At 66.7% G+C, this 25,537-nt stretch carries 31 protein-coding genes and 2 tRNA genes; 12 read left to right on the top strand and 21 right to left on the bottom strand.

The annotated features are described in order from the left end of the window. Positions 1–3: 3 nt before the first annotated feature. Positions 4–1,110 (bottom strand): ABC transporter ATP-binding protein, encoded by a 1,107-nt coding sequence (locus tag ACZYZ7_RS16090; protein WP_450072517.1) that lies wholly within the window; start codon positions 1,108–1,110, stop codon positions 4–6. Further along, complete coding sequence (locus tag ACZYZ7_RS16085) at positions 1,107–2,021, bottom strand: ABC transporter substrate-binding protein (protein ID WP_135460322.1); 915 nt, start codon at positions 2,019–2,021, stop codon at positions 1,107–1,109. The genes ACZYZ7_RS16090 and ACZYZ7_RS16085 overlap by 4 nt, the downstream gene beginning before the upstream one ends. Before the next feature lie 155 nt (positions 2,022–2,176). On the opposite strand from ACZYZ7_RS16085, the gene ACZYZ7_RS16080 reads away from it, so the two are divergent. Then, on the top strand, positions 2,177–2,581 hold the full coding sequence (locus ACZYZ7_RS16080) for a LapA family protein (RefSeq protein WP_135459369.1): 405 nt from the start codon (positions 2,177–2,179) through the stop codon (positions 2,579–2,581). Positions 2,582–2,584: 3 nt separating this feature from the next. Here the strand turns inward: ACZYZ7_RS16080 and ACZYZ7_RS16075 are convergent, their stop codons facing one another. After that, positions 2,585–3,607, bottom strand: a complete 1,023-nt coding sequence (locus ACZYZ7_RS16075) for a phosphotransferase family protein (protein ID WP_135459370.1) — start codon at positions 3,605–3,607, stop codon at positions 2,585–2,587. Positions 3,608–3,616: 9 nt separating this feature from the next. Then, entirely contained in the window at positions 3,617–4,225 is a 609-nt protein-coding gene (locus tag ACZYZ7_RS16070) for a histidine phosphatase family protein (RefSeq protein ID WP_135459371.1), read from the bottom strand. Positions 4,226–4,273: 48 nt separating this feature from the next. Here ACZYZ7_RS16070 and ACZYZ7_RS16065 point away from each other — a divergent pair, with 48 nt between their 5' ends. Then, entirely contained in the window at positions 4,274–5,029 is a 756-nt protein-coding gene (locus tag ACZYZ7_RS16065; RefSeq protein ID WP_450072593.1) for an SDR family NAD(P)-dependent oxidoreductase, read from the top strand. 399 nt (positions 5,030–5,428) lie between these two features. Here ACZYZ7_RS16065 and ACZYZ7_RS16060 read toward each other — a convergent pair whose 3' ends face one another. The 3 genes from ACZYZ7_RS16060 to ACZYZ7_RS16050 all read right to left on the bottom strand — a co-directional run bounded on the left by ACZYZ7_RS16060 (position 5,429) and on the right by ACZYZ7_RS16050 (position 7,999). Continuing rightward, on the bottom strand, positions 5,429–5,635 hold the full coding sequence (locus ACZYZ7_RS16060; RefSeq protein ID WP_450072516.1) for a hypothetical protein: 207 nt from the start codon (positions 5,633–5,635) through the stop codon (positions 5,429–5,431). 364 nt (positions 5,636–5,999) lie between these two features. Continuing rightward, positions 6,000–6,764, bottom strand: coding sequence for an alpha/beta fold hydrolase (locus ACZYZ7_RS16055; protein ID WP_450072515.1), 765 nt, complete (start codon positions 6,762–6,764; stop codon positions 6,000–6,002). A gap of 38 nt (positions 6,765–6,802) precedes the next feature. After that, positions 6,803–7,999, bottom strand: coding sequence for a saccharopine dehydrogenase family protein (locus ACZYZ7_RS16050; protein ID WP_450072514.1), 1,197 nt, complete (start codon positions 7,997–7,999; stop codon positions 6,803–6,805). A gap of 110 nt (positions 8,000–8,109) precedes the next feature. Here ACZYZ7_RS16050 and ACZYZ7_RS16045 point away from each other — a divergent pair, with 110 nt between their 5' ends. Together ACZYZ7_RS16045 and ACZYZ7_RS16040 are read left to right on the top strand one after the other, a co-directional pair. Then, a complete protein-coding gene (locus tag ACZYZ7_RS16045) occupies positions 8,110–9,690 on the top strand; it encodes a flavin-containing monooxygenase (protein ID WP_450072513.1) in 1,581 nt (526 codons plus the stop codon). Positions 9,691–9,718: 28 nt separating this feature from the next. Continuing rightward, the gene (locus ACZYZ7_RS16040; protein ID WP_450072512.1) at positions 9,719–10,165 is read left to right on the top strand and encodes a hypothetical protein; all 447 of its coding nucleotides are present in this window, start codon (positions 9,719–9,721) and stop codon (positions 10,163–10,165) included. Here ACZYZ7_RS16040 and ACZYZ7_RS16035 read toward each other — a convergent pair. From ACZYZ7_RS16035 to ACZYZ7_RS16020, 4 genes are all read right to left on the bottom strand, one after another. Then, entirely contained in the window at positions 10,119–10,961 is an 843-nt protein-coding gene (locus ACZYZ7_RS16035; protein ID WP_450072592.1) for a PaaX family transcriptional regulator C-terminal domain-containing protein, read from the bottom strand. The two genes, ACZYZ7_RS16040 and ACZYZ7_RS16035, sit on opposite strands and share 47 nt — an antisense overlap. A 145-nt stretch (positions 10,962–11,106) precedes the next feature. Continuing rightward, complete coding sequence (locus ACZYZ7_RS16030; protein ID WP_450072511.1) at positions 11,107–12,984, bottom strand: alkyl/aryl-sulfatase; 1,878 nt, start codon at positions 12,982–12,984, stop codon at positions 11,107–11,109. Positions 12,985–13,002: 18 nt separating this feature from the next. Further along, entirely contained in the window at positions 13,003–13,875 is an 873-nt protein-coding gene (locus tag ACZYZ7_RS16025) for an NAD(P)-dependent oxidoreductase (protein WP_450072510.1), read from the bottom strand. After that, entirely contained in the window at positions 13,872–14,747 is an 876-nt protein-coding gene (locus ACZYZ7_RS16020) for an NAD(P)-dependent oxidoreductase (RefSeq protein WP_450072509.1), read from the bottom strand. The genes ACZYZ7_RS16025 and ACZYZ7_RS16020 overlap by 4 nt, the downstream gene beginning before the upstream one ends. Positions 14,748–14,850: 103 nt before the next feature. Between ACZYZ7_RS16020 and ACZYZ7_RS16015 the strand changes: the two genes are divergently transcribed. Next, positions 14,851–15,189 (top strand): winged helix-turn-helix transcriptional regulator, encoded by a 339-nt coding sequence (locus ACZYZ7_RS16015; RefSeq protein ID WP_450072508.1) that lies wholly within the window; start codon positions 14,851–14,853, stop codon positions 15,187–15,189. Between the two features lie 13 nt (positions 15,190–15,202). Here ACZYZ7_RS16015 and ACZYZ7_RS16010 read toward each other — a convergent pair whose 3' ends face one another. Next, a complete protein-coding gene (locus tag ACZYZ7_RS16010) occupies positions 15,203–15,703 on the bottom strand; it encodes a metallophosphoesterase family protein (RefSeq protein WP_135459379.1) in 501 nt (166 codons plus the stop codon). 93 nt (positions 15,704–15,796) lie between these two features. Here ACZYZ7_RS16010 and ACZYZ7_RS16005 point away from each other — a divergent pair, with 93 nt between their 5' ends. Next, positions 15,797–16,153, top strand: a complete 357-nt coding sequence (locus tag ACZYZ7_RS16005) for a Fe-S protein (protein WP_463741320.1) — start codon at positions 15,797–15,799, stop codon at positions 16,151–16,153. Positions 16,154–16,254: 101 nt separating this feature from the next. Further along, complete coding sequence (locus tag ACZYZ7_RS16000) at positions 16,255–16,668, top strand: hypothetical protein (protein ID WP_450072506.1); 414 nt, start codon at positions 16,255–16,257, stop codon at positions 16,666–16,668. A gap of 145 nt (positions 16,669–16,813) precedes the next feature. On the opposite strand, the gene ACZYZ7_RS15995 is transcribed toward ACZYZ7_RS16000, so the two are convergent. Next, a tRNA-Arg gene (locus ACZYZ7_RS15995) sits at positions 16,814–16,886 on the bottom strand. A gap of 37 nt (positions 16,887–16,923) precedes the next feature. Beyond that, a tRNA-Ser gene (locus ACZYZ7_RS15990) sits at positions 16,924–17,015 on the bottom strand. 88 nt (positions 17,016–17,103) lie between these two features. Between ACZYZ7_RS15990 and hisC the strand changes: the two genes are divergently transcribed. Together hisC and ACZYZ7_RS15980 are read left to right on the top strand one after the other, a co-directional pair. After that, on the top strand, positions 17,104–18,189 hold the full coding sequence (gene hisC / locus ACZYZ7_RS15985; protein WP_463741319.1) for a histidinol-phosphate transaminase: 1,086 nt from the start codon (positions 17,104–17,106) through the stop codon (positions 18,187–18,189). Continuing rightward, complete coding sequence (locus tag ACZYZ7_RS15980) at positions 18,186–18,647, top strand: DUF4334 domain-containing protein (protein ID WP_450072504.1); 462 nt, start codon at positions 18,186–18,188, stop codon at positions 18,645–18,647. The genes hisC and ACZYZ7_RS15980 overlap by 4 nt, the downstream gene beginning before the upstream one ends. Here the strand turns inward: ACZYZ7_RS15980 and ACZYZ7_RS15975 are convergent. Then, on the bottom strand, positions 18,644–19,189 hold the full coding sequence (locus ACZYZ7_RS15975) for a TIGR03086 family metal-binding protein (RefSeq protein WP_450072503.1): 546 nt from the start codon (positions 19,187–19,189) through the stop codon (positions 18,644–18,646). The genes ACZYZ7_RS15980 and ACZYZ7_RS15975 overlap by 4 nt on opposite strands. 19 nt (positions 19,190–19,208) lie before the next feature. Between ACZYZ7_RS15975 and ACZYZ7_RS15970 the strand changes: the two genes are divergently transcribed. Next, positions 19,209–20,024: a crotonase/enoyl-CoA hydratase family protein gene (locus ACZYZ7_RS15970; protein WP_450072502.1), complete on the top strand. Its 816-nt coding sequence runs from the start codon at positions 19,209–19,211 to the stop codon at positions 20,022–20,024. Here ACZYZ7_RS15970 and ACZYZ7_RS15965 read toward each other — a convergent pair. Further along, entirely contained in the window at positions 20,011–20,919 is a 909-nt protein-coding gene (locus ACZYZ7_RS15965; protein WP_463741318.1) for an NAD-dependent epimerase/dehydratase family protein, read from the bottom strand. The two genes, ACZYZ7_RS15970 and ACZYZ7_RS15965, sit on opposite strands and share 14 nt — an antisense overlap. Further along, positions 20,920–21,342 (bottom strand): hypothetical protein, encoded by a 423-nt coding sequence (locus tag ACZYZ7_RS15960; protein ID WP_463741317.1) that lies wholly within the window; start codon positions 21,340–21,342, stop codon positions 20,920–20,922. 46 nt (positions 21,343–21,388) lie between these two features. On the opposite strand from ACZYZ7_RS15960, the gene ACZYZ7_RS15955 reads away from it, so the two are divergent. Together ACZYZ7_RS15955 and pdxR are read left to right on the top strand one after the other, a co-directional pair. After that, on the top strand, positions 21,389–21,592 hold the full coding sequence (locus ACZYZ7_RS15955; RefSeq protein ID WP_463741316.1) for a GntR family transcriptional regulator: 204 nt from the start codon (positions 21,389–21,391) through the stop codon (positions 21,590–21,592). Positions 21,593–21,598: 6 nt separating this feature from the next. After that, positions 21,599–22,771: a MocR-like pyridoxine biosynthesis transcription factor PdxR gene (gene pdxR / locus ACZYZ7_RS15950; RefSeq protein ID WP_463741315.1), complete on the top strand. Its 1,173-nt coding sequence runs from the start codon at positions 21,599–21,601 to the stop codon at positions 22,769–22,771. Between the two features lie 39 nt (positions 22,772–22,810). Here the strand turns inward: pdxR and ACZYZ7_RS15945 are convergent, their stop codons facing one another. The 4 genes from ACZYZ7_RS15945 to ACZYZ7_RS15930 all read right to left on the bottom strand — a co-directional run bounded on the left by ACZYZ7_RS15945 (position 22,811) and on the right by ACZYZ7_RS15930 (position 25,449). Further along, entirely contained in the window at positions 22,811–23,299 is a 489-nt protein-coding gene (locus tag ACZYZ7_RS15945) for a DUF1877 family protein (RefSeq protein ID WP_205265013.1), read from the bottom strand. 158 nt (positions 23,300–23,457) lie between these two features. After that, positions 23,458–23,607 carry a hypothetical protein gene (locus tag ACZYZ7_RS15940; protein WP_463741314.1) on the bottom strand — a complete coding sequence of 50 codons (150 nt, stop codon included), beginning with the start codon at positions 23,605–23,607 and terminating at the stop codon, positions 23,458–23,460. A gap of 61 nt (positions 23,608–23,668) precedes the next feature. After that, positions 23,669–24,394, bottom strand: coding sequence for a cutinase family protein (locus ACZYZ7_RS15935; protein WP_463741313.1), 726 nt, complete (start codon positions 24,392–24,394; stop codon positions 23,669–23,671). 137 nt (positions 24,395–24,531) lie between these two features. After that, a complete protein-coding gene (locus tag ACZYZ7_RS15930; RefSeq protein WP_463741312.1) occupies positions 24,532–25,449 on the bottom strand; it encodes an acyl-ACP desaturase in 918 nt (305 codons plus the stop codon). Positions 25,450–25,537 lie beyond the last annotated feature (88 nt).

The raw sequence follows: 25,537 nt of genomic DNA, 5'->3' as shown, positions 1-25,537 counted from the left end.
GGGCTACCCCAGCTCCGGGACGCGGCGCTGCTCCTTGAGTGCCTCGAGCACGTCGTCGGCGCGCACACCCCCGACGAGCTTGCCGTCCTCGTCGACCGCCACACCGAGCCCGCTCGGTGAGGACAGTGCGGAGTCCAGCGCCTGCCGCAGATTGCCGTCCGGCGGGAAGAAGGACCCACCACCGATGGTGCTGTCGTAGAGCTCATTGCCCTTGCGGTGCACCTCGACACCCTCGGCGTTGATCCACGCGAACGGTGTGCCGCATTTGATGACAAGCCGCCACTCTCCCGGGCTCAGGTTCAGCGCATCGATGCCGTCCTCGTCGACGTGCTTGATCTCGTGCAGTGGCAGCCCGCTGGCGTGGAAGAACTGCAGCCCGCGGTAACCGCGGTCGGCACCGACGAATCCCGACACGAGTTCGTTGGCCGGATTCGACAGGACGAACGCGGGATCGGCGTACTGCAGTAGGGCTCCGCCGCGGCCGAACACCGCAACCTTGTCCCCGAGCTTGACCGCCTCGTCGATGTCGTGCGTGACGAAGACGATGGTCTTGCGCAATTCGCTTTGCAATCGCAGGATTTCGGCCTGCAGATCCTCGCGGACCACCGGGTCTACCGCACTGAACGGCTCGTCCATCAACAGGATCGGCGGGTCCGCGGCCAGTGCGCGGGCCACCCCGACGCGCTGCTGCTGCCCGCCGGACAGCTGCGCCGGGTAGCGGTCGGCCAGTTTCGGGTCGAGCCCGACCCGTTCCATCACGCCGATCGCGGCCTTGCGGGCGCTGCGCCGGGATTCACCCCGCAGCACCGGCACCGTCGCGACGTTGTCGACCACCCGCAGATGCGGCATCAGCCCGGCACTCTGGATGACGTAGCCGATGCCGAGCCGCAGCTTGACCGGGTCGACCGTGCTGATGTCTTCCCCGTTGACCGTGAGGGTGCCCGAGGTGGGGTCGATCATTCGGTTGATCATTCGCATCGACGTGGTCTTGCCGCAGCCCGACGGGCCGACGAACACTGTCAGCGTGCCTTGCGGCACTTTCAGATTGAGGTTGTCGACGGCGACCGTGCCGTCGGGGTACTGCTTGGTGACGTTCTCGAAGGTGATCATTTGGTCACCGGCTTGTCGAATCCGTTTTCCTTGATCCATTTTTCGGCCGCCTCGTCGGGATCAACGCCGGCATTGCCCTCCACCGCGGTGTTCAACTCGATCAGGGCTTCGGTGGTGAGCTTGGCCGATACCGCGTCGAGCACGGTCTTGAGTTCATCGGACATCTTCTGCGAGGCCACCAAGGGAACGACATTGGCGGCCAGGAATACATTCTCGGGATCCTCCAGCGGCACCAGGTGGTACTGCTCGATCGCCGGTGAGGTGCTGAAGATGTTCGCGGCCGTGACGGCGCCACTGTTCAGCGCCTGCACGGTGGCCGGCCCGCCACCGTCACTGATCGCGACGAAGTTGACCGGCGCGATGTCCAGCCCGTACCGGGACTTCAGGCCGACCAGCCCCGTCTGGCGGGTCTGAAACTCCGATGGTGCACCGACTTTCACCTCGGCCGAATGCGCGGCCAGGTCCGCGACGGTCTTCAGGTTCCAGCGCTGGGCGGTCTCGGCGGTGACGGCGAGGGTGTCCTTGTCCTCGGCCGGGGACGGATACAGGATCGACAGGTCACCGGGCACGGCCTTCAGCAGCGCGATCAACACCTGGTCGGAGGTCGTGGCTGTCGCTTCAGCATCGAAGTACTGCAGGAGATTTCCGGTGTACTCGGGAATCAGGTCGATCGAGTGATCCTGCACCGCAGGCACATACGTCTCGCGGCTGCCGATTCCGAACTGCCTGCGGATCTGAAAGTCATTGGCCTCCAGAGCCTGGGCATAGATCTCGGCGATGATCTTGGACTCCGGGAAGTCAGCGGATCCGACCGTGATCGATTTCAGATCACCCGAGATAGGTCCGCCGCCCAGCGGATTGGAGCTTCCGCACGCCACCGCCAGCGGCACGATCAGGGCGAGCAGGGTCATCGCGATTGCCAGGGTTTTGCGCTGCACAGGCGCATCCTTTCGGCGACGGCGGCTGGACGATCAGCCTCTGACGACCCTAACGGCACACCCGACATGCCGCCGCGCTTTACCTCATGGTGGTTTGCATTGAGGCTTTGACGGGCAAAGATGTCAGTATGACCAGCGATCCGTCTGCATCGCCCGATTTGCCTGAGCCGACGCCGAATGTGCCGGTGCCACCGTCTCCCGACCCAGGCAAAGTCCCCGATGCCGGCAAGCCCGCCGCCAAGACAGGCAAGTCGGGTAAGGCCACCGAGCCCAAACTGACCCGCGCCGGGGCGCTGTGGTCAGCATTGATCCTGGGTTTCCTGGTGCTGATCGTGCTGCTGATCTTCATCGCGCAGAACACAGCCGCGGTCCCGCTCACCTTCCTGAGCTGGCATTGGTCGTTGCCGACGGGCGTGGCCATCCTGGGTGCCGCGGTGGCCGGTGGTCTGCTGACCGTCGCCGCCGGGTCGGCACGGATCTTCCAGTTGCGCCGCGCTGCCAAGAAGAACTTCAAGGCCGCCCAGCGCAGCTGACGCTCAACCCAGGGCGCGCAGTCCCGAAGCGATCGCCGGGGCCACCGCCGCGCCGACGCTTGAACTCCCCGGCGCTTCGGAACCCTGGCGGGCGCGGAAGTCGATACCGGCGGCGATGATCGCCGCCTTGAAATAGGCCAGCGCCATGTAGAAGTCCCAGTGCGCCAGCTCCTGGCCGGACTGCACCGAATAGCGGTTGGCCAGATCGTCGGCCGACGGCATCTGCGGTGAACTCCACGCCGCTTCCATGCTCAGGATCAGGTTGAACATCGGGTCGCGGTACACGCACATCAGCGCGGCGTCGCTCAGCGGGTCACCCAGGGTGGAGAGCTCCCAGTCCAGCACTGCGAGGACCTTCGTCGGGTCCTGCGCGTCCAGAATGGTGTTGTCGATGCGGTAGTCGCCGTGCACGATCGAGTTGCGGCTCTGCGCCGGAACCGAATCCGCCAGGGCCTGATGAAGGCGCTTGACGTCGTCATCCCGGGGATCGTCGGGCAGACGGACCAGGTCCCACTGCGAACCCCAGCGGCGCACCTGGCGTTCCAGATAGCCGGCGGGCTTGCCGAAGTCGCCGAGACCGACGGCGTCGGGGTCAACCGCGTGCAGGTCCGCCAGCACCCGGATCAGGGCGTCGACGCTGCTGCTGATCACCTGCTCGTCTCCCAGGGCGGCAAGCTCGTCGGCGCTGCGGACCACCTGGCCGTCGACGTTCTCGACCATCTGGAACGGCGCGCCGAGCACCGAGTCGTCGTTGCTCATCGTCACCGCGCGGGCGACCGGGACCGGGGTGCCGGCCAGCGCCGCCACCACCTTGTACTCGCGCGCCATGTCGTGCGCGGACGGGGTCAGACCGTGCAGCGGCGGACGCCGCAGCACCCACGCCGAGGCGTCGTCGGACACCCGGAAGGTGAGGTTGGAGCGGCCACCGGCGATGAGTTCGGCGCGGAGCTCACCGCTGCGGGCAATGCCCTCGGAACGCAGGTGCCGGTCCAGCGCGGCGAGGTCGAGGCCCTCCAGATTCGTCACGGTCACTGTTTACCACCGCACGTTTCGCGGCAGCAGGTCCCATACGTGCTCGGTGCCGTTCACCGAGGCGACGGCCAGCTTGCCCGAGCGGGACGACAGCAGCCGGGTGACCGAGGCGTAGTCGACGTGGAAGGACAGCAGCCGCTCGGTGCCCAGGATCTCGTGGAGCAGCACGTTGATCACGCCGCCGTGGCTGAACACCGCGACGGTGCCGTCATGGTCACCGGCGGCCACCAGGTCCTCGACGGCGGCATTGATGCGCGCCATGAAGGCGTTCTCGTCCACGCTGCTGGGCAGGTGCCCGCTCACCAGGCGGGCCAGCTCCTCGGGGTTCTCCTTCGCGATCTCCTCGATCGGCACGTAGTGCGACATGTCGCGGTCGTACTCGGCGAGCCGTTCGTCGACCTCGACCTGCAGCCCCAGCTCGGCGGCGAGCGGTCCCGCGGTCTGGATCGCGCGCCGCTGCGGGCTGCTGACGAGCCGGCTGACGGGGAACCGGGACAAGGCGGCGGGCAGGCGCTCCGCCTGCGCGATGCCTTCCTCGGACAGATCGGGATCGGACCCTTGACCGGGCTCACTGCGGAGCGGTAGAGCATGACGGACGAGAAGCAGTTGCACCGTGCCACCATAGGGCCGCGGTGCAGGACGGCCGGAGAGGGCTGCGACATGGGCTATGCCGACGAACTGTTCGACCTCACCGATCGCGTGGTGCTGGTCACCGGCGGCAGCCGCGGGCTGGGCCGGGAGATCGCGATGGGAGCCGCGCGCTGCGGGGCCGACGTGGTGATCGCCAGCCGCAACATGGATTCCTGTGTGGCCGCGGCCGAGGAGATCACCGCGGCCACCGGTCGCGCCGCCCTGCCTTATCAGGTGCACGTGGGCCGGTGGGATCAACTCGACGGTCTGGTTGAGGCCGCCTACGAGCGGTTCGGCATGGTCGACGTGCTGGTCAACAACGCCGGCATGTCACCGTTGTACGAGTCGCTCGGTTCGGTCACCGAGAAACTCTTCGACTCGGTGTTCAACCTGAATCTCAAAGGGCCGTTCCGACTCTCGGCGCTGCTCGGGGAACGTATGGCGGCCGACGGCGGAGGCGCCATCGTCAACGTCAGCTCGTCCGGGTCGCTGCGCCCCGACCAGTACATGCTTCCCTACGCCGCGGCCAAGGCCGGGCTGAACGCCATGACCGAAGGGCTGGCCAAGGCGTTCGGTCCGACCGTGCGGGTCAACACCCTGATGGCCGGGCCGTTTCTCACCGACATCAGCAAGGCCTGGGACATGGCCGGTGAGCCCTTCAGCCACCTGGCCCTTGGGCGGGCCGGCAATCCGCCCGAGATCGTCGGCGCCGCACTGTTTCTGATGTCGGATGCGTCCAGCTTCACAACCGGTTCGATCCTGCGGGTGGATGGCGGCCTGCCCTGAGGCGTGATGACCTCACCGTGAGTTGTCAGTCGCCACTCCGAAAGCAACCCAACTAAGTCGACTTTTTCGGGGGAACCTCACTCACGCAAGGCGGTTCAACGAGGCGACCACCTCGACCCGACCCTTCCCCAGCCCGGCGACCAGCGTCGACATATTACTACCGGTCGGGTACCCCGCCGAGGTCATGGGCCCAGAGCTTGCACTTCCGCCGTCGCACTATACGAACGTATTTCATACGGTCGTTTCTGCTACGATCGATTATGTTATGAACTATTGCCACATGGAGAACATGGGACCTCGCCCGAGAACGGAACAGACAATGACCGCAACATGTCGAACCACCGCGCCGCAGCATGCCGCCGACACGCCTTCCGGAGGACAACGCCGAGCAGACCAAGATCACCCCGTAGCGGCGGTAAACGACAGGAAGGTCCGAACCAGGATCCCCGCGGTCTTGCTGGCGACTCTCTGCAGCACGATGTTGGCCTCCGCGGCCTTGACGGCGGCACCGACAGCGGCCTCGGCCCCTTGCACCTTGGATCCGATCACCGGGGTCTGCTGGTCGGAGAATAGCCCGAGCAACAGTTTCGGAGGGTCGGCCAACATCCCCTGCCTGCCAGGGCGTTTGGGGCTGTGTATGGGCGCTCTCCAGAACACGCCGGTTCCAGGTTCTGCGCTGCAGACGCATCCTCCAGCCGGGCCGGCGCCGCGATCGGGACCTAATGGCAGCGGGCCGTAGCGAGGCGGACGCTGCCGGCTCCGCAACTCCGGACATACAACAATCGCCGCAACCTCTACAAGGAGAGTGTTGCGGCGTTTGTGTCAGCTATAGGAGTGATCAGTGCTGATCGTTGGAGTCAAGGGACAGTGGGGTTTTCCCGCGCGGACCGCCAACAAAATTGAGAAGTTTGCAGCACACGGCGTGGACGAAGTGATCAATCAAACCCGTGAGATCCCTGTCTGCATGGCATCATTCAAGCACCGCCGACGTCCAATGCAGAACGATGCGGGCGATCAGGCCCGGGTCGTCCAGCATCGGTACGTGCCCCACGTCACCGACGAACCTCCACGTGGCGTCCGGAACCAGCTGCCGCCAACCGAGTCCGTGCGGTCGGAGCGGAATGACCCGGTCTTCGGTGGGCCAGACGATCAGTACCGGCGCCATGCCCCGCGGGTACGGTTGTGCGACCGCGACGTCACGGAAGTGCTCGAACAGCGTTGAGTCCGCGGTGTCCAGAACGGACGCGGCAGCGTCCTCGGGGCTCAGATGAGCGCCGCGCCGGGCGATGTCACCGAAAGCGATCTGCCGGAGCAGGGGAACCCGCATCGCAGTCGGGACAACCGGCCGCAGTCGTTCGGCCAAGCGTCGGCCGGTGGCGACCGCGGCCGCCACCGCCGCGCCCCCTTCTGGCGTCCACCCGCCCGCGGGCGAAATCGCGACGACCGAACTGGCGCGCCCGCGACGGGCCAACTCCATCGCCACCAGCCCACCCAGGGAGTTGCCTGCGAGGTGCGCGGCCGAGACGGCGTTCCCGTCCATCACCGATTCGACCCAATCGACGAGGTCGTCCAGTGTCATGGTGGCGCCCGTGGCCGGGGTTCCGCTGTGCCCGGGCAGCGTCGGAGCGATCACCGTGTGATGCCGGGTGAGTTCCGGCAGGAGCCGATCCCACACCCGTGCCGACATCGTCGCACCGTGCAGCAGCACGAGCGGCTCACCGGTTCCCCCGACCACAAAACTTCCCGCAGGTCGTCGGTACACGTTGCGGTCACCTACTTTTCGATGATGACGGCGTCGATTCCCGGACCGTCCCCGACGCTGTCGGCCAGGTCGACGAAGAACCGGTCGAGGTCGACGACTGCATCCGGCGCGTGGACACCCGGACGTGTGATGGTTCCGTCGACCACCTGGGACAGGCCGAGTGCCAACGGGGTTCCGGTCGCGCGCGCCATGTCCGAGGTCAACGACGCCATGCCCGCCGATTCGTCGGTCAGGCGCGCCAGGACGGTGCGGGCTTCGCCATCCTTCGTCCCGATCGCGGCGGCGAAGAAGTGCGGCAGGTTGCCGGGCGACTTGAATTTGGCCGACCGCGCCATGGAACGAATTCCTCGACGCCATGACGGGCCGGCGAGATCCACCGCCGCGGATTCGTTGGTGAGTACTCCCTTGTCGATATCGGTCCGCAGCACGTCGAGGTAGGCCACGACGCCCGGCGAGATGATCATCAGGTTCGCCGAATCGCCCGTGACACCCAGCGTGCGCCGCAGGGTCAACGGCTCTGGATGGCCGACCGTGTACGCGGTCCCGGCCCGTCCGCCGGGCAGCGACAACGCGACCGGACGCAGTGGCGGTTCCTGCACGACCTGGCCCGCTCGAACGGTCGCCACGGTCCCGCTGATCTGCTGCATCCAGTGCACGGCAGCGGCAGTGGGCCGACCGTCCTGCCCCACCAGCAGATCGTTGTCCCTGTCGTCGTCCCCCTTGACGGGCCAGGCCGTGTAGACGTCGTCGACGCGATCGAGTTCCCGCGCCGCCATGGCGGCGAGCAGGTTGCTGACGCCGGGGCTGGCTCCCATCCCGACGATCGCGCATACCCCCGCCTGACGAGCCGACTCGTCGAGCTCGAGCATCGGCAACGTCGGCTCCCAGTCGTCGCAGATGTCGAGATAGTGCGTCCGCGTCTCGATCGCGGCCCGCAGCACCGCAAGACCGAATCGGAAATACGGGCCCACCGTGTTGAGCACTACGTCCGCGGACTCGAGGGCGCTGCGCAGGCTGTCCTCGTCTGTCACGTCGACGCGGCGCGCCGACACCGGGACACCGGAACTGGTGAGTTCGCGTGCCAGGCGTTCGGCGGCCGCGTGATCACGATCGGCGATCACCACCTCCGATACTCCGGCTATCCCGACCGCCATCCGCGTGGCGACCACACCCATTGCGCCCGGGCCACCCAAAGCGACTACCTTCATCCTCCAGCCTTTCGAACGATTTCATATCGGTCGTTTACTATACGATCGAACCTATCATGAACTATCGCCATGCGGAGACCGAGCGACTTCGCCGGAGAACGGAACAGTCAATGACCGAAACACATCGCCGAACCATCGAGGCGCAGCGCGCCGTCGACGCGCCTTCCTCCGGAGGGCACCAGGACGCCCTCGCGGACAAGCACACTCAAGTACTGGTCGTGGGTGCCGGCTTCGCCGGTATAGGCGCGGCCATTCGGCTTCTGCAAGAGGGCTTCAAGGACGTCCTGGTCATCGAGCGCGAATCGGAGGTGGGGGGTACCTGGCGCGACAACACCTACCCCGGCTGCGCCTGCGATGTTCCCTCCGACCTGTACTCCTTCTCCTTCGCGCCGAATCCCGACTGGGGCAAGAGGTTTGCCCCGCAATCCGAGATCGCGGAGTACCTCCGTCGATGCGCGGACCGATTCGGGGTCCGACCCCGGCTCCGGTTGGGATGCGAACTCACCAGCGCGCGATGGGACACCGACGGGCAGCTGTGGCAGGTCGGGACCAGTAGGGGACCGCTCACTGCCGACATCCTGGTCATGGCGCAGGGTCCGCTCTCGGAACCGGCGATACCCCGGATACCGGGAATGGAGCAGTTCGAGGGGGAATCGTTCCACTCGGCACGGTGGGACCACTCGCTGGACCTGTCCGGACTTCGAGTCGGAGTCATCGGCACCGGAGCGAGCGCCGTGCAGTTCGTTCCCGAGATTCAGCGAAATGCCGCTCATCTGACGGTCTTTCAGCGAACCCCGTCGTGGATCACACCGCGCCATGACTGGACGGTCCCGAACTGGCGGAAGTCGCTGTTCCGCCGGTTTCCGGTGCTCCAGCGCATCTCGCGCAGTCTGGAGTACCTTTCGCGCGAGGTGTCGGTGCCGGCGCTGATGGGGAATTCGTTGCTGCGCAAGGTGGGACAGCAGTCGGCAGAGTCACACCTCAAACGTCAAGTCCAGGATCCCGTGCTCCGCGCGAAGCTCACCCCCGACTACGACCTCGGATGCAAGCGGGTGCTGCTCTCCGACAACTACTATCCCGCGCTGACCCAGCCGAACGTGTCGGTCGTGACCGACCGATTGGACAGCATCGGTGCCCGTTCGGTGCGGACCACATCATCGAGCGGCGACGAGATGGACCACGACATCGACGTCCTTGTCTTCAGCACCGGATTCCGCGTGACCGATGGATCCCACACTCGCGTCGTGGTCGGCGCCGACGGACGGTCCCTCGATGAAGTGTGGGGCGGAAGCCCCAACGCCTACCTCGGGACCACCGTCGCCGGGTTCCCCAACCTGTTCTTGATGGCGGGGCCCAACACCGGCCTGGGACACAACAGTCTGATCTACATGATCGAATCGCAGATCGGCTACCTATTGAGTTGCCTGACGTTCATGCGCGATCTCCGCGTGCGAGCGGTGGAGGTCACGGCGTCCGTCCAGCAGCGGTACAACGACGAACTCCAGCGGCGGCTGGCCCCGTCGGTGTGGGCGAGCGGCGGTTGCTCCAGTTGGTACAAGGACGCAACCGGTCGCATCACGACGATCTGGCCCGGGCAGACATGGGAGTACCGGGACCGAACCGCGACGTTCGACCCGGAGGCCTACGAGGTGACGGTGGATGAAAGACCCTCTGTCTCGACCCTCGTCTGAATCCGTGGCGCGGGGTTGGTCACGGATCGTGGTCGATATCTTGCAGATCCGCCCGGCTCGCCGGCTGGTCGCCATCGAGGCGTCCGGCGCCATCCTATTCGCGGCGGTGACGCTGCCATTCACGCAGTTCGATGCCGACCGCGTTCCGGACTGGACGCAGCTGCTGGGGCTGGTGCTGCTGCTCACCGTGTTCGGGGTGAACCTGCACACGTGGTGCAAGGTTGTCAGCGGAGGGCTGGCCGCCTACGGCTCCCAGGCTCTGGCGCGGGCATCCCGCTTCGAAGACCAGCTCGCAGACGAGAAGCGCCTGCGGGTCGTCGCGATGATGTACGTGGTCAGCCCCGTTCTACTCATCCCGATCCCCTCCAACTGGGTGCGGTTCTGGTTCGGGTTCACGGTGGTGACCGCTGTCCTGGCGACCGTGTCGCTCATTGCTCTCGTTCGAAGTGAGATCCGGAGAGGGCATCGGAGATGACATCGGCATAGGCACGGAACAGACGGGGCCTGGCGGTCTGCGGTTCGAGGGTCCGCAGGATCGACCAGCATTCGGCGACAAGGGTCCGCGCTTCCGTGCCGGGCCACGGACTCGGCAGCAGTTCCGGTGGTAGCAGCGGATCGGGCTTCATGGCCCGTGTGAACTCGGCCGCGAGTTCGATTGCAATGGTGAGTAATTCCGCTTCGTCCAGGCGTTCGGCGCCGCGCAACCGCGCGAGGCGGGTGCGCGCGACCGAGGCGAGGCGGAGATGCCCCTCCGCGATGGTGTCCAGCGGCCACATGCGGGCGGCGATCTCCCTGGGATCATCGGTACCGCCCGTCCTCAGGTTCGTCGTCGTGAAGCAGGTGAAGTGGTCGGAGACACCGAGTTTCGACGCCAGATCGGCGATGTGGGACTCCCACGAGTTGGCTGCGACGTACAACCCTCCCTGGATCGGCGCGCCGCCGAGGTAAATGATGCCGTCCCGCATTGCATCTCGAGACTGACGCATCGTCTCCGGTATCGCGAATGCCACAATGTGCCAGATCCCGTCCCACGGAGCCTCGCCTCGGTCCTGCGCGAACATCAGGCGCACGAAGTCTGCGTCGGGCACGATATTGGTGTCCGCATTCGCTGTCGCACGCAATTCCGCGCGACGACCCCGGCCGTACTGCGTGAATTGCCCGTCCGATACCAGCCGCCGAATACAAAGGCGCACTTGCTGATCGGTCATCCCGAGAGCATTTGCCACCGCATAGAGTTCACCGGCGTCGATGGTGCCGTCCTCGCACACCATGCTCTCCACAAGCACGCGGGTCGGCACCTCGACCACATGATCGGACGCCTCGTCCAAGGGGCACCTCTCTGTACGCGTAGCAATAATGGCCAGGATCCAACACTATCGTTTTTGCGCGATAGTTACCCATCTGTGCGTCATGGCGTCACGGCGTCACGATGTCGAAGTTCGGATCAGGCCGATCCAGCGCCGCCAACAGCGACGGCAGGGCCTCGGCGTCACCGGCGACCTCCAACCCAGGTGAGGTCGTATCGCCCGCGGCGAAGGCCAGCAGCCGCAGCTTGTTCGCAAGCTTCACGGTGGCCTGCGCACTCGCCTCGTCGGCATCGGCCTCGCGGTAGACCAGCACCCCGTTGCGCACGGTGAGCCGGTAGTTGACCGCCACATCGAGGAACGTCACGTCGATGGCCAGGTCGAGATCCCAGGCCCGCGGACCGTTCACGTTGATCGCGAAGGTGTCGAAGATCTGCTCAGGGGTGAGCTGCCCGAGCAGCGAGGGCGACGCCGAGGTGGTCGGGGTTCCGAAGTTTCCCTCCCGCAGTTCGGTGGCACCGCTCAGGAAGAAATTGCGCCACGTGGCGTTCTCCGCGCCGTAGGCCAGCTGCTCGAGCACGTCGGCGTAGAGTGCGCGGGCTCGCGCGTGGTTTTCATCGGTGAAGATCACGTGGTCGAGAAGCGTTGCCGCCCAGCGGAAATCACCGTCCTCGAAGGCTTTCTGAGCCAGCTCGACCACGCGGTCGGCACCGCCCATGGCCTCGACGTAGCGGGGGCCGAGCGCCTCGGGCGGGTGCGGCCACAACCGGGCCGGGTTGCCGTCGAACCAGCCCATGTAGCGCTGGTAGACCGCCTTGACGTTGTGGCTCACCGAACCGTAGTAGCCGTGGGCATGCCAGGCCTTCTCCAGGGCCGGCGGCAGCTGGAAGGCCTCCGCGATCTCGACCCCGGTGTAACCCTGGTTGAGCTGACGCAACGTCTGGTCGTGCAGGTAGGCGTACAGATCCCGTTGCAGCGAAAGGAATTCGACAATCCGTTCGCGACCCCAGGTGGGCCAGTGGTGCGAGGCGAACACCACGTCGGCGCGGTCGGAGAACGTGTCGATGGCCTCGGTCAGATAACCCGCCCAACCGTGCGGATCACGTACCAACGCACCACGCAGGGTCAGCAGGTTGTGCAGATTGTGGGTGGCGTTCTCGGCCATGCACAGCGCCCGGAGTTTCGGGAAGTAGAAGTGCATCTCGGCGGGCGCCTCGGTACCCGGCGCCATCTGAAACTCGATCTCGACACCGTCGATGGTGTGGGTCTCCCCGGTTTCGCGAATGTCGAGGGTCGGCACGATCAGCGCCACCTCGCCCGTCGAGCCGACCTGCCCCAGCCCACAGCCGACCTGGCCCTGCGGGCTACGGTCCAGCGCCGCGCCGTACATGTAACCGGCCCGGCGCGCCATCGCGGTGCCGGCATAGACGTTCTCCTGCACGGCGTGCTCGGTGAAGTGTTCCGGCGCGATGATGACGACCTTGCCCGCGTCGACGTCGGCCTGGTTGGTCACCCCCAGCACGCCGCCGAAATGGTCGGCGTGGCTGTGGGTGTAGATGACCGCGACCACCTCACGATCTCCCCGGTGCGCCCGGTACAGCGCCAGCGCGGCGGCCGCGGTCTCGGTGGAGATCAGCGGATCGATGACGATGACGCCGGTATCGCCCTCGATGAAGCTGATGTTCGACAGGTCCAGGCCGCGCACCTGATAGATGCCCTCGACCACCTCGTAGAGGCCTTGCTTGGCGCACAGTTGCGACTGGCGCCACAGGCTGGGATGCACCGACGTCGGCGCATCACCTCTCAGGAAGTCATAGGCATCGTTGTCCCACACCCCCCTGCCATCGGCGGCCTTCACCACACACGGTTCGAGCGCGGCGATGAAGCCCCGGTCAGCGTCCTCGAAATCCCTGGCGTCCTCGAACGGCAGGTTATTCAGATGCGCGCGGTTGGCTGCCTCGATGACTGCGGTAGGTGGCTTCTGCTCCATACCGAAGAGCCTGCCACCTCAGGGTGACGGCAGGGTCACGCTTGCCGGGGTGATCCGGCTGATCTCGTCGGCACCGTGCCCGGCGGCGACCGCGGCGTCCACATAACCCCGGAATGCTTCCAGGGCGCCCGCGTCCAGACCCACCGAACCCGAGGCCGCAATCAGATGCCGGACCGAGGCGGCCACCGAGGACACCGAGGCACTGGGGTCGCCGTGACGGTCGGCTTCGGTACGTTCGGCGATCTCGCCGAAGATCGGCGGCAGGATCGCGGCGATGTTGCTCGCATGCGGCAACAGCTCGGTCGCAGCGATGCCGTGGGCACCGGCCATCGCGAGTGCGTGCACGAAACCACTCACCGAGGTCCAGAACACATCGAGCAGTGCCATGTCGAAGGCCGCGGCGCGGCCGATGTCCTCGCCGACCCAGCTGACCGTCGCGAGCACATCGAACACGGCCCGGTGTTCGCCGAACAGGCCCTTCGGGCCGGCGAAAAGAATGCTGGCGCCAGGGGTTCCGATGGTGTCGGTCGGAGTCATGATGGCCCCGTCGAGGTACCGTCCGCCACGCGCGGTCACCAGCTCCTCCGTACGGCGCGCCGAATCGGGAATGTCCGAGGACAACCCCACGACCACCCGACCGGCGATCGCATCGCCCGCGGCGTCCAACACTGCGTCCGCGGCCGCCTGATCGACGACGTTGACCAGGATGAGTTCGCCGGCCGCCACCGCCTCCGCGGGCGAACCGGCCCACACCGCACCGCGGGCGCGCAGCGGGTCGGCCTTGGCAGGTGTCCGATTCCACACGGTGGTAGGAAGTTTCGCCGCCACCAATGCCCCGGCCAGGGCCTGTCCCATCGGTCCCAGGCCGAGCACGCTCACGGTCGTGCTCACGCGGCCTCTCCGTTCCTGATGCCCTCGATGACCCGCGCGAAGCCGTCGTCGCCGTGGCCCGCATCGATCTGCCGGTGGATCAGCCGCTGCACCACGTCGACGACTTCGGTGCTGATGCCCTGGTCCCGGCTGGCGTTGACGATGTCACTGATGTCGGAGAAGAACAGGCTCTGCTGGCCGGGGACGGAGTAGTCCCCTCCGTCGATGACCGTCGCGTACTCAGCGATCGCGGGCATCAGCGCCGGCAGCCACGCGGCGGTGCGGGCAGCGAACTCCTTCGCGGGCACTCCGGCCGCGCCGACCATCGCGGCGCCGTGGAAGAAGCCGGCGAACATCACGTACATGGCCGACAGAAGTGCCAGGTCGTACAACGACGCCATGCCGGCATCGTCGCCGAAGTACTCGGCGCCACCCCAGATTTCGAAGAATGTCCGATGATCCTCGAACAACACGGCCGAGCCGCTGTAGAGGATGGCCGACTGCGGCGTCGCGATCATCTCCGGCGTCGCCATGATGCCGCCATCGAGATAGGCGGCCCCGTGGCCGGCAGCCCACCGGGCCAACTCGCGCGCCCCCTCCGGTGACGTCGTGGTCAGGTTCACCAGCCGGCGCCCGGCCAGCAGGTGGGCCACCGGGTCGAGAACCTCGTGCACCGACGCCTGGTCGAACAGGCAGACCACGATGAGGTCCGCGCCGAGAGCCCCAGCCGCATCGACCGCGGCGGTGGCGCCCTCATCGACCAGCGCTGCGGCCCGGGCGGCGGTGCGGTTCCAGACGACGGTCGGGTGCCCCGCTTTGAGGGCTGTGCGGGCCAGCGCCGCGCCCATCGCGCCCAGACCGAGAAAACTGACCGAATGGCGTGTGGTTGTCATGCCACCATCGTTGGAGAGACACTGACTATCCGACAAGTACCCACTAAAAAATGGGATACTTACCTTTTTGAAACTATTGGCCCTGAACTGCAAGGATTCGGTCATGACCCAGCTGGGAAAGTACACCTGCGGACTCGATGCGGCGTTCGCCGTGGTGGACGGAAAGTGGAAACCGCTCATCCTCTGGGAGCTTCAAGGCGGACCGAAGCGGTTCAACGCCCTGCACCGCAGCCTGCCCGGGGTGTCCCAGAAGATGCTGACCCAGCACCTCAAGGAGCTCCAGCGTCATGGCGTGGTGCACCGGGAGAGCTATCACGAGGTACCGCCGCGCGTGGAGTACTCCATGACCCCCGCGGGCAAGGAGTTGCTCGAATCCCTTGAACCGCTCGGCGATTGGGCTACCAAGCACATCGGTCTGATATGCGAGGGTGAAGCAGGCTAGCCGTCGAGGGCGTTCATGGCCGGTCCAGCGTGTGCAGGCTGACGTCGGACAGCACCCCCGCGGCGATGCGCGCCGTCATGTACGTGCAGTACGGCTGACGCCGACGGTCGGTCGGCGACCCCGGATTCAGCAGGCGCAGACCGGTTTTCGCGGTGGTATCCCACGGGATGTGGCTGTGCCCGAAGACCAGGACGTCGGTTCCCGGGTAGTCCCGGGCCATCCGGGCCTCCCGCCCGGTGGCCGCACCGGTCTCGTGGACGACAGTGAACCGCAGACCGTCCAGTGTCACGTCGGCGCGCTCGGGCAACCTCCGGCGCAATTCGGCGCCATCGTTGTTGCCCCAACAGCCGACGAGATGCGCCGCGCGTGAACTGAGCGCGTCGAGCAGTGCGGGATCGACCCAATCACCGGCGTGGACAACGACATCGGCCTGGTCCACCTCGTCCCACACCTGTGCCGGGAGGTCCTTGGCGCGCTTGGGTACGTGGGTATCGGCGATAAGCAGCAGCCGCATCCAGCCGAGCCTACGTGACGGATGCCGGCGGCCCCTGGAAGCACTTCGGCGGGTTCGGGCGTCCGACGCTGTCGCGCCGCTTACACTCCGACCATGGATCTACTACGCAACGTAGTTGTTTATGCGCATCTCATCGGTTTCGCAGTCATGGTCGGCGCCTGGGTCGCCGAGGCCGCGGCCCGACGCTTTCTGATCACCCCCGTGATGACCTACGGCATGACGCTGTCGCTCATCACCGGCGTGGCCCTGGCCGCGCCCTGGCCGGCCGGCATCGTGCTGAACTACCCCAAGATCGGCACCAAGCTGATCATCCTGGTGGCGCTCGGAGCGGTGCTGGGCATCGGCACCGCGCGCCAGCGCCGCACAGGCGGCCAACCGGTCATGGGCCTGTTCATCGCCGCGGGCGTGCTGCCCCTGCTCGCGTCGGCAATCGCGGTGCTGTGGACCTGAGGCCCAGGCCGAATCTGAGCTGAACCTGAGACGTTCCCGTAAAGTTAACTGGCAAACAACTTTTGTCGGCAGGTACGGGAACGATGAGTCACAGACACGCGATGGCAACCGCCAAGGTCATGCGCACGGCGGCATTCACCGGATGCGATTCACCGCACGGTGACATGCACGTACGGGCGAGGACGCGCCCTGCGGTTTCCGCGCGTCAAACCCACCACGGCGTGTTCGAGCAGCCGCGGCGACGCCGCTACATCGGACAGCTGAAGACCTCGACATCCACGGTGGCCGACCGGTCACCGTGGATGAACGATCGCGTCACCGCGCTGCGCGGGTTCCTGACCGATCTGCACGGGCTGCACCTCTCGCCGGACATGGCCCGGGTCCAGGTGGCCGGCCATATCGAGCTCCTGGTCTCCGTGCTGCGGCTGGACCGCCAGACCGCGCGTCAGTTCGTGACCGACGACGTACTGCGCGAGATGGCCATCGACATCGCGACAGCCGTCGCTTCCGACTGACCCCTCGGGGACTTAGTCGACGCCGAGATCGACGCCTGGGTCGTTGTTTCGCACGAATCACAGCCCTGGTGTCGATCTCGATGCATCAACCCAACCGAAAAAAATCGAGGCGCGGTCTGCTGACCGCGCCTCGATTTTTCTAGAGTGCGCCCGAAGGGATTCGAACCCCTAACCTTCTGATCCGTAGTCAGATGCTCTATCCGTTGAGCTACGGGCGCCTAGCGTTATTCAGTTGTGCGGTTGACGAGTCAACCTTGGCGGAGGCGAGAGGATTTGAACCTCCGGTCCCCTGTAAGGGGGACAACTCATTAGCAGTGAGTCCCATTCGGCCGCTCTGGCACGCCTCCTTTGAACTTCTGTGAGGGTACCGGACTCCGTCCTGTCGCCCGAAACCGCCGAGGGCAGACAGTACACACACTCCCCTATCCTGGCCAAATGAGTATCCGTTTGCGCCCCGAAATGGCTGACCTTCCCGCGTACGCACCAGGGAAAACAGTTCCGGGCGCAATCAAGATCGCGAGCAATGAAACCGTGTTCCCGCCGCTTCCCAGCGTGCGTGAGGCGATCCTGCAAGCCAGCGAGAACATCAACCGCTACCCCGACAACGGGTACCTTGACCTGCGCGAACACCTGGCGAAGCACGTCAACTTCGCGCCGGAGAACATCGCCGTCGGCTGCGGTTCGGTGAGCCTGTGCCAGCAGTTGATACAAATCACATCCGCTGTCGGCGACGAAGTCGTGTTCGGATGGCGCAGTTTCGAGATCTATCCGCTGCAGATCCGCACCGCCGGCGCGACGGGTGTGCCGGTCCCGTTACGTGACGAGACTCACGATCTCGACGCCATGCTCGCCGCGATCACCGACCGCACCCGGTTGATCTTCGTCTGCAACCCGAACAACCCGACTTCCACCGTGGTCGAGCCCGAGGCACTCGCCCGGTTCGTGGCGGCGGTGCCCTCGGAAATCCTGATCGTGCTCGACGAGGCCTACGTGGAGTACATCCGCGACGGGTTGGTGCCCGACAGCCTCGGGCTGGTCCGGGCCCACCGCAACGTCGTTGTGCTGCGCACCTTCTCGAAGGCCTACGGGCTGGCCGGCCTGCGCGTCGGGTACGCCGTGGCCGACCCGGAGATCATCACCGCACTGGGCAAGGTCTACGTGCCCTTCAGCGCGACGAGCGTGTCCCAGGCGGCGGCCATCGCCAGCCTGGAGGCCGCCGACGAACTGCTGGCCCGCACCGACGCCGTCGTCGCCGAGCGCATCCGCGTCAGCGCGGCGCTGCGCGAGGCCGGATACGAGCTCCCGCCCACGCAGGCGAACTTCGTCTGGCTGCCGCTGGCCGAACGCACTCTCGACTTCGTCGCCAGGGCCGCCGACAACCGCATCATCGTGCGCCCGTACGGTGAGGACGGCGTGCGGGTCACCATCGGGGCCCCGCACGAAAACGACGCCTTCCTGGAATTCGCCACGCGCTGGAATGCGCCCGGCGGCACCGGGACCCGGACAGGGGAGACGAAGTGAACGGTGCACGCGGCACGTTCGACGGATTCGTCAGCCGCGAGGGGCAGATCCCCGACGCCGAACTAGACGCGTTCTGGGCGCTGCTGCGGCCCGCCAGCATCGACTTCATGCTCGGCGAGTGGAAGGGCGGCGAGTTCCAGACCGGGCACAAGGCCAACGGATTCATGAACAAGCTCAACTGGTTCGGCAAGACGTTCCACTCGGCGGCCGAGGCCCAGCCGCTGGTGTGCCTGGACGCCGAGGGCAACAAGTTCTCCAACACCGAGGCCATGAACGGCGAGGCCAGCCTGTGGCTGGAGGAGTTCCGCGGCGAGGTGACCGCGACCATGGTCTACGACGGCCGCCCCGTGCACGACCACTTCAAGGTGGTCGACGACAACACCGTGGTCGGCATCATGAACGGCAAGGCCGCCGTGGTTGACGGCCGTTACCTGTACTTCTACCTGCAGCGCGTCTAGCCCGCCGGCCGGCGGCCGGTGAAGGCCAGCAACCGGTCCAGCGACTGTGCGCCCGCGCCGATCTCGACCGGATCGTCGAAACCAGCGCGCACACGTCCGTCGGGCGTGATGATCTCCCGCGCCCACCCCAGGACGCACTCCGGTTGCTCATCCGGCACGTCGACCGTCTGCCCCGTGGCCACGGCGTAATCCCAGGCGTGCACGAGGAATTCCAGCGACAGGATCCGGGCCATCATCTGTGCCGGCGCCTCGCCCTGCCCGAACGGCACCGTGCCGTCGACCCCGCGTCGGCGCCAAGCCGCCACGGCAGGCCGCGCCGCACTGAGCACCTGACCCTCCACCGAGGCGGCGGGATCGCGTTCGGGAATCTGCGCACCGGCCGCCGAGCCGATCAGGGTGATCGAGTTCAGGAGGTGGTCCGTCAGCCCCGCCACGTCGAACTCGCGACAAGGGGTCGGACGGGACAGATCGTCCGCGGTGACACCGTGCAGCACGCGTTGCAGCACGTCGAGCGTGGCCTCGGCGCCTTCGAGTTCATCCATACTCGGTAGTGTCCACTCCATGTCTGACACGTACGAGTCCGTTTCCGTCGAGATCAAGGACCACGTCGCCCAGGTGACGCTGCTCGGTCCCGGCAAGGGCAACGCGATGGGTCCGGCGTTCTGGGCCGAGATGCCGGACGTCTTCGGCACCCTCGACGCCGACCCGGACGTTCGCGCGATCGTGCTGACCGGCTCGGGCAAGAACTTCAGCTACGGCCTCGACCTGCCCGCGATGGGCGCCGAGATGCCCGGCCTCGACGCCGGAGCCGGTGACCGCGCGGCGTTCCACAAGCGGCTGCAGAAGATGCAGGGCGCCATCACCGCCGTCGCCGACTGCCGGACCCCCACCATCGCCTCGATCCACGGCTGGTGCATCGGCGGCGGCGTCGACCTGATCAGCGCCGTGGACATCCGCTACGCCAGCGCCGACGCCAAGTTCTCGGTGCGTGAGACCAAGCTGGCCATCGTCGCCGACGTGGGCAGCCTGGCCCGGCTGCCGCTGATCCTGTCCGATGGACATCTGCGTGAGCTGGTCCTCACCGGCCGAGATGTGGATGCATCGCATGCCGCGCGCATCGGTCTGGTCAACGACGTGCACGCCGACGCCGACGCATCGCTGGCGGCCGCACACGCCACCGCCGCTGAGATCGCCGCCAACCCGCCGCTGACCGTCGCCGGGGTGAAGGACGTGCTCGACCAACAGCGCACCGCCAGAGTGGCCGAGAGCCTGCGTTACGTGGCCGCGTGGAATTCGGCCTTCCTGCCGTCGAAGGATCTGGCCGAGGCGGTCACCGCGATGTTCCAGAAGCGCCCGCCCCAGTTCACCGGGGAATAGGCGTCCAGGCGAGTTCGGCTTTGGCTTTCGCGTTCGACAGCGGAAGCCAGGCCGAGCCGAATGCGGTGGCCGGGTACGGGGCCACGAGACCGACGAGCCGATGCGAGATGGACCACGGCCGCGGCCGGCCCAGCTTCGCGTTCAGTTCCCGAACGTAGTCGCCGAAGGACTGCGGCCGGTCGTCGACGATGTTGTAGATCTGCCCGCCCGGCCCCTTGTCGAGTGCGTCGGCCGTGGCCCGGGCGACGTCATCGATATGCACCCACGACAGCACCCCGGTGCCGGTCATCGCAGGCAGTGCCCACCACTTGGCCAGCCGGCGGAACAGATCGTCGTGGGTGACGCCGGGACCGTAGAAAACCCCGTAGCGCAACACGATTCCCTCGGTCTTGCTGCGCTCCCCCGACGTCAGCACGTTACGTTCCATCGCCCGCAGCGCGGCCAGCATCCGTCCGCCACCGGGCGGAGGCGGACCCAAGTCGGGCTCGGTCTCCTCGATCAGATCCGGCCCCGTTGACGCGTATCCGTAGCCGAAGATCACCGATTCGGCGACGACGCGGCGCACCCCGGCCCGTTGGGCGGCGGCCACCAGATTGCCCGCACCACGGCTCCACAGCTCGATCGCCGGCTCGAAGTCCTTGATCCGTTTGGGCCCCAGTTTCGGCAGCGTGGTCAGCAGGCTCACCACCGCCTCGGGGACGAATTCTCCCAGCACGGAGTCGATCTGGCCCGCATCGAGGACGTCTGCCACCACCGGCTTGGCCCCGGCCGCCGAGATCTGGGCGGTCTTGCCCGGTGAACGCGTCACCCCGATGACCTCGTGGCCGCGCCTGTTGAGTTCACGCAACAGCGGGATTCCGGGGACACTGGTCGCACCGGCCACCAGGACGCGCATCTACGGTTCCCCTGCCTTGTCGTCGGACATGCTGATACGCAATGCAATTGCCAGCAGGACGGTGGTCACCACCAGGCCCGCGGCTTCCAGCCAACCGACCCAGGTGCCGGCGGCATGGTTCGTGTCGATCAGGTGGCTCATCGAATGCAGGGCCCAGTGTGCGGTGGCGAAGGCCAGCGCGGGCACCCGCCACCGCGGCCACTTCAGAGCGGCCAGCATCATCAATCCGAGCGGCAGTTCGAAGGACGCGTTGTCGAGGATGTAGTGATCGTTGCGGGTGCCGAAGGCGCCGATCGTGTCGTAGAACATGCCCGGCGCCAGCAGCATGAACAGACCGAGGCTCACCGAGTAGACGCCGAACACGGCGAGGACCACTTCCGGGTAGCGCCGGGTTCGCCTCGCCGGGGGCGCAGCATTGGCCATGCCATCACGCTAACGCCGCAGTGGTCTCCGAGTAGGCTCCAATTTCATGGCAAATTCGGGTACCAGTTCCGGTCCGGAACTGCTGGTCGAACTGGACCGGGACAGCAGGCGGCCATTGCATCGCCAACTCGCCGACGGGCTGCGCGACGCGGTCCGGTCCGGCCGGTTGACCCCCGGCTCCCGCATGCCGTCCACCCGCGTGCTGTCCGCTGACCTCGGGGTGTCGCGCCGGCTGGTGGTCGAGGCCTAGGGCCAGTTGACCGCCGAAGGGTTTCTGCACAGCAGCCAGGGCGGCTGCACCCGCGTCGCCGCCGTCGACGTCGTCCCGTCAAGCCGCATTCAATCCGACCGTGACCGTCCCCGCTTCGACATCGACTTCGCCCCCGGCTCACCGGATCTCGCGAGCTTCCCGCGTCAGGCCTGGCTGCGGGCCATGCGTCAGGGCCTGGCCGAGATCGAGTCCAGCGCATTCGGGTACGTGGCCCCACACGGCTTGCCGGCCGCCCGCACCGCCGTGGCCGACTACCTGCGGCGCACCCGCGGTGTGGTCGCCGACCCACGGCTGGTGGTGTTGTGCTCGGGCGCAACGCAAGCCGTCGCGCTGCTGGCCCGATGCCTGGACGGGCCGGTGGCGACGGAGGATCCGGGATTCTGGTTGCATCGAATGGTTCTGCGGCACAACGGTATCGAACCGCTGCCCATCCCGGTGGACGGCAACGGAATCGACGTCGCGGCTCTGACCGCCAGTGGCGCGGCCACGGTGCTGACGACCCCGGCCCACCAGTCGCCGACCGGGGTTGTGCTCTCGACCGCCCGGCGCACCGAACTACTCGAATGGGCCCAACCCGGGCGGTTGATCATCGAAGACGACTACGACGCCGAGTACCGGTACGACCGGGCCCCCGTGGGCGCACTGCAGGGGGTGGCACCCGACCGGGTGGTGTACCTCGGCTCGACCAGCAAGACCCTCGCGCCGGGACTGCGGATCGGATGGATGGTGGTGCCCGCCCATCTGATCGAGCGGGTCAGAACCGCCAAAAGCCTTGCCGACACCGGCAGTTCGGTGATGGACCAGATCGCGTTCAGCCAGTTCCTGACCTCCGGCGGCTACGACCGCCACCTGCGGCAGATGCGCCGCCGCTACCCGGCCCGTCGCACCGCGCTGCTGACCGCACTGTCGCGCCACCTACCGCAGGCCGAGGTTCTGGGCGCGGCCGCCGGCGTGCACCTGACCGTGCGGTTCCCGGCCGGCTTCCCCATCGAGGAGTTCACCCGCCGGGCCGCCGAGTCACGCATCCGGCTGGAGCCTCTGGCCCCCTGTTACGCCGACCCCGACACCGCGCCACCCGGGCTGATCCTCGGCTACGCCAACCTCACCGAGTCCCAGATCGCCACGGGCGTGGAACTACTCGGCCAGGCTGCGCACTGAGCCTACGACCACCGGAGAGCATGGGCTGAGGCGCGTGCCCTACCCCCACACCGTGAACACGACGTGCTGCCGCTCGGCTGCAGCCGATGCGAAGAACTCGCGTAGGTCCGCGAGCATCGCGAGGGTGTAGACCTGTTCGTCGTCGCCGTACTCGGGATTGCGCAATTCGGGTGGCATGAGCCCGTAGGCGCCGACGAACGCCTCGTCGTCGAGCGTCGCAAGATACGCGGCGACCTCGGCGGCCTCGGCCGGGTTGAGATGGGTGACCCAGCACTCCTCGTCGTCCTGCTGCAGCGCACGAGCGCCGCCGATCACACCGCGGGCCGGCCACTCGCCGTCGTCGCCCGCCGGCGCCAGCGCGCACGCGATCGGGTCCCAGGCCTTGTCGGTCTCGCACGCCCGCGCCCAGACCTCGTCGTCGGCTTCGAGGGCACCGATCACTTCATGCAGGCGTTCATCGTCGCCGGCAACCTCGAGCACGCGCTCGGCCTCGGCGTCGCGTAGACGGAAGTGAACTCCGAGCTCCATGGTCCCCCGATCGTTCGCGCACGGCGCGCGTGCTCGCCAATCTAGCGGACGCACACCTGAGCGAGCGGATCAGAACCGCCAAAAGCCTTGCCGACACCGGCAGTTCGGTGACCCCGAGGCCGCGTCAGCCTGCTGATCCCGGGCTATGCCAGGTGTGGTCAGCCTGCTTGTTTGGCCGACTTCCGCTCCGCCAGCTTGTACTTCACAAGAGCGACCAGCGCCTTCGGATTGCGCGCGAACGCGCCGGCGGCCTGAAGGTACAGCTTGGCCTTCTGCCCAAACGTCAGCTGCTGCTCTTGATCCGTCACTGACCCTCCCCCTGTCCGAGAAAACGTGCTCGAACAATAGCGCGCGCCGCCTAGGGGATTCCTACCGCCCGGAGGCCTGGTCGACACTCCGGTCCGCCCGCTGACCGCCCAAGTGGGAGACCACGTAATCGGCCGCCTGTTCCGTCAGCCCGTTGACCGCGTACAGGTTGTGCGCGTTGTTGTCGCTGCCGGTCGGCGAGCACACCGGATCCTCCGGGATGCACAGGTCATCGGTCTTGGCGGCGTATCGGCTACCGACCGTGATCGGCGGTGCGCCGGTGTAGATCATCTGCAGGAACCCGCTCGACGGTTTGCCGAACAACGCCACCGCGGCGACATGATCGGCCACCCCCGCAGGAAGCGGCCCGGTGATGCTCGGCGGCAACGCGAAGCCCTGTGGCACGGAGTCCTCGGTGAGGTAGGCGGCCACCGCCGCCCCCTGCGAGAAGCCGCCCAGCACGATTTTGCTGTCGGGGCAGGCCGCGACCGTGGCCTGGACCTTGTTACTCGCGTCGGCGACGCCGTCGGCGGCAGTCGCGAAGTCAAGTGATGCCGGGTAGTTCACCGCGTAGACGTCGACGGACTTGCCACCGGCCTTGGCCCGCAACGCATCCGTGAACGCCTCCCCGACGCCACCCACGCCCGGCGGCTCGAACGTGCCCCGCGCGAACACGACCTGCACATCCGCGCAGGAATCCGCAGATGCCTGACCGGCAGCGGCTATGCAACCACCCGCCACGAACACCGCCGACCCCACCGCACTCAACCAACGACCGATCCGGTTCATTCTCGACCCCACTCGTTTCGACCCACCACAACGTTCCGTGCCAACTACTCCTCGATACCCAAGATCAACGCGGTGCGAACTCTGGGGAGTGTGTGATCTGCGACACGTTCAGCGGGCGAAGCGGGGCCTGCGAGTTGCTACGAGGCCACCCCGACGCGCTGGCGCTCGCGCTTCTCCTCGTAGAACCGGGCCCGTTCATCGACCGCGTCCAGGAACTGGGCGAGCTCCTCGCGAGCCTTTTCACCCTCGGGCCCGAAATCGGTTCGGTCGAAGATCCGCCAGAATCGCAGCACCGGCTGCACCACGTCGTCGTGATGGACGCGCAGGTCATAGATACCGGCTTTGGCGATGGTGATCGCGTTCTGCGCGAAATCGGCCATCCCCTGACCCGGCATCGCGAAATTCACCACCTCGTCGCGGATGGCCTTCATCGAGGCGTCGGGCGCGATGTCCAGTGCCGCGGCCATGAGGTTGCGATAGAACACCATGTGCAGGTTCTCGTCGGCGGCGATCCGCGCGAGCAGCTGGTCGGCGATGGGGCAACCGGACGCGCGCCCGGTGTTGCGATGAGATACCCGGGTAGCCAGCTCCTGGAACGACACATAGGCCATCGCCGCCAGCGGCGTCTTGTCGCCGGAGTCGTACCCGGCGACGGTATGCGCCATGCGAAGACGTTCCAGCGCAACGGGATCCACTCCGCGGGTGACGACGAGATAGTCGCGCAACGCGATGCTGTGGCGGCCTTCTTCCGCCGTCCACTGCCCCACCCAGGTGCCCCACGCACCGTCGCGGGAGAACCGCGTGGCGATCTCGCGGTGGTAGGACGGCAGATTGTCCTCGGTCAGCAAGTTGACCGTCATGGCCACCTTGGCGACCTGGTCCAACGGTGAATCCTCGGGCTGCCAGTCTTCCCCGTCCAGGAAAGCGAAGTCGCGACCTCTGCTCCACGGGACGTAGTCGTGCGGAAACCATTCCCGCGCCATCGACAGATGGCGGTCGAGGTTGCTCGCGACAACCGGTTCGAGTTCGTGGAGCACTCCGTTTTGGGTGTCCATTTCCAGTCCTCCCAACGTGTTGGCCGCGCGTCGACCTCAGCGCGCCTGTCGCAACCTACGGTACCGTAGGTTACGGAACCGTAGGTTA

This window comes from Mycobacterium sp. IDUB_17 (genome assembly GCF_055419465.1).
Note: the sequence above shows the minus strand (reverse complement) of the source record. Positions and strands in the feature narration are given on the sequence as shown.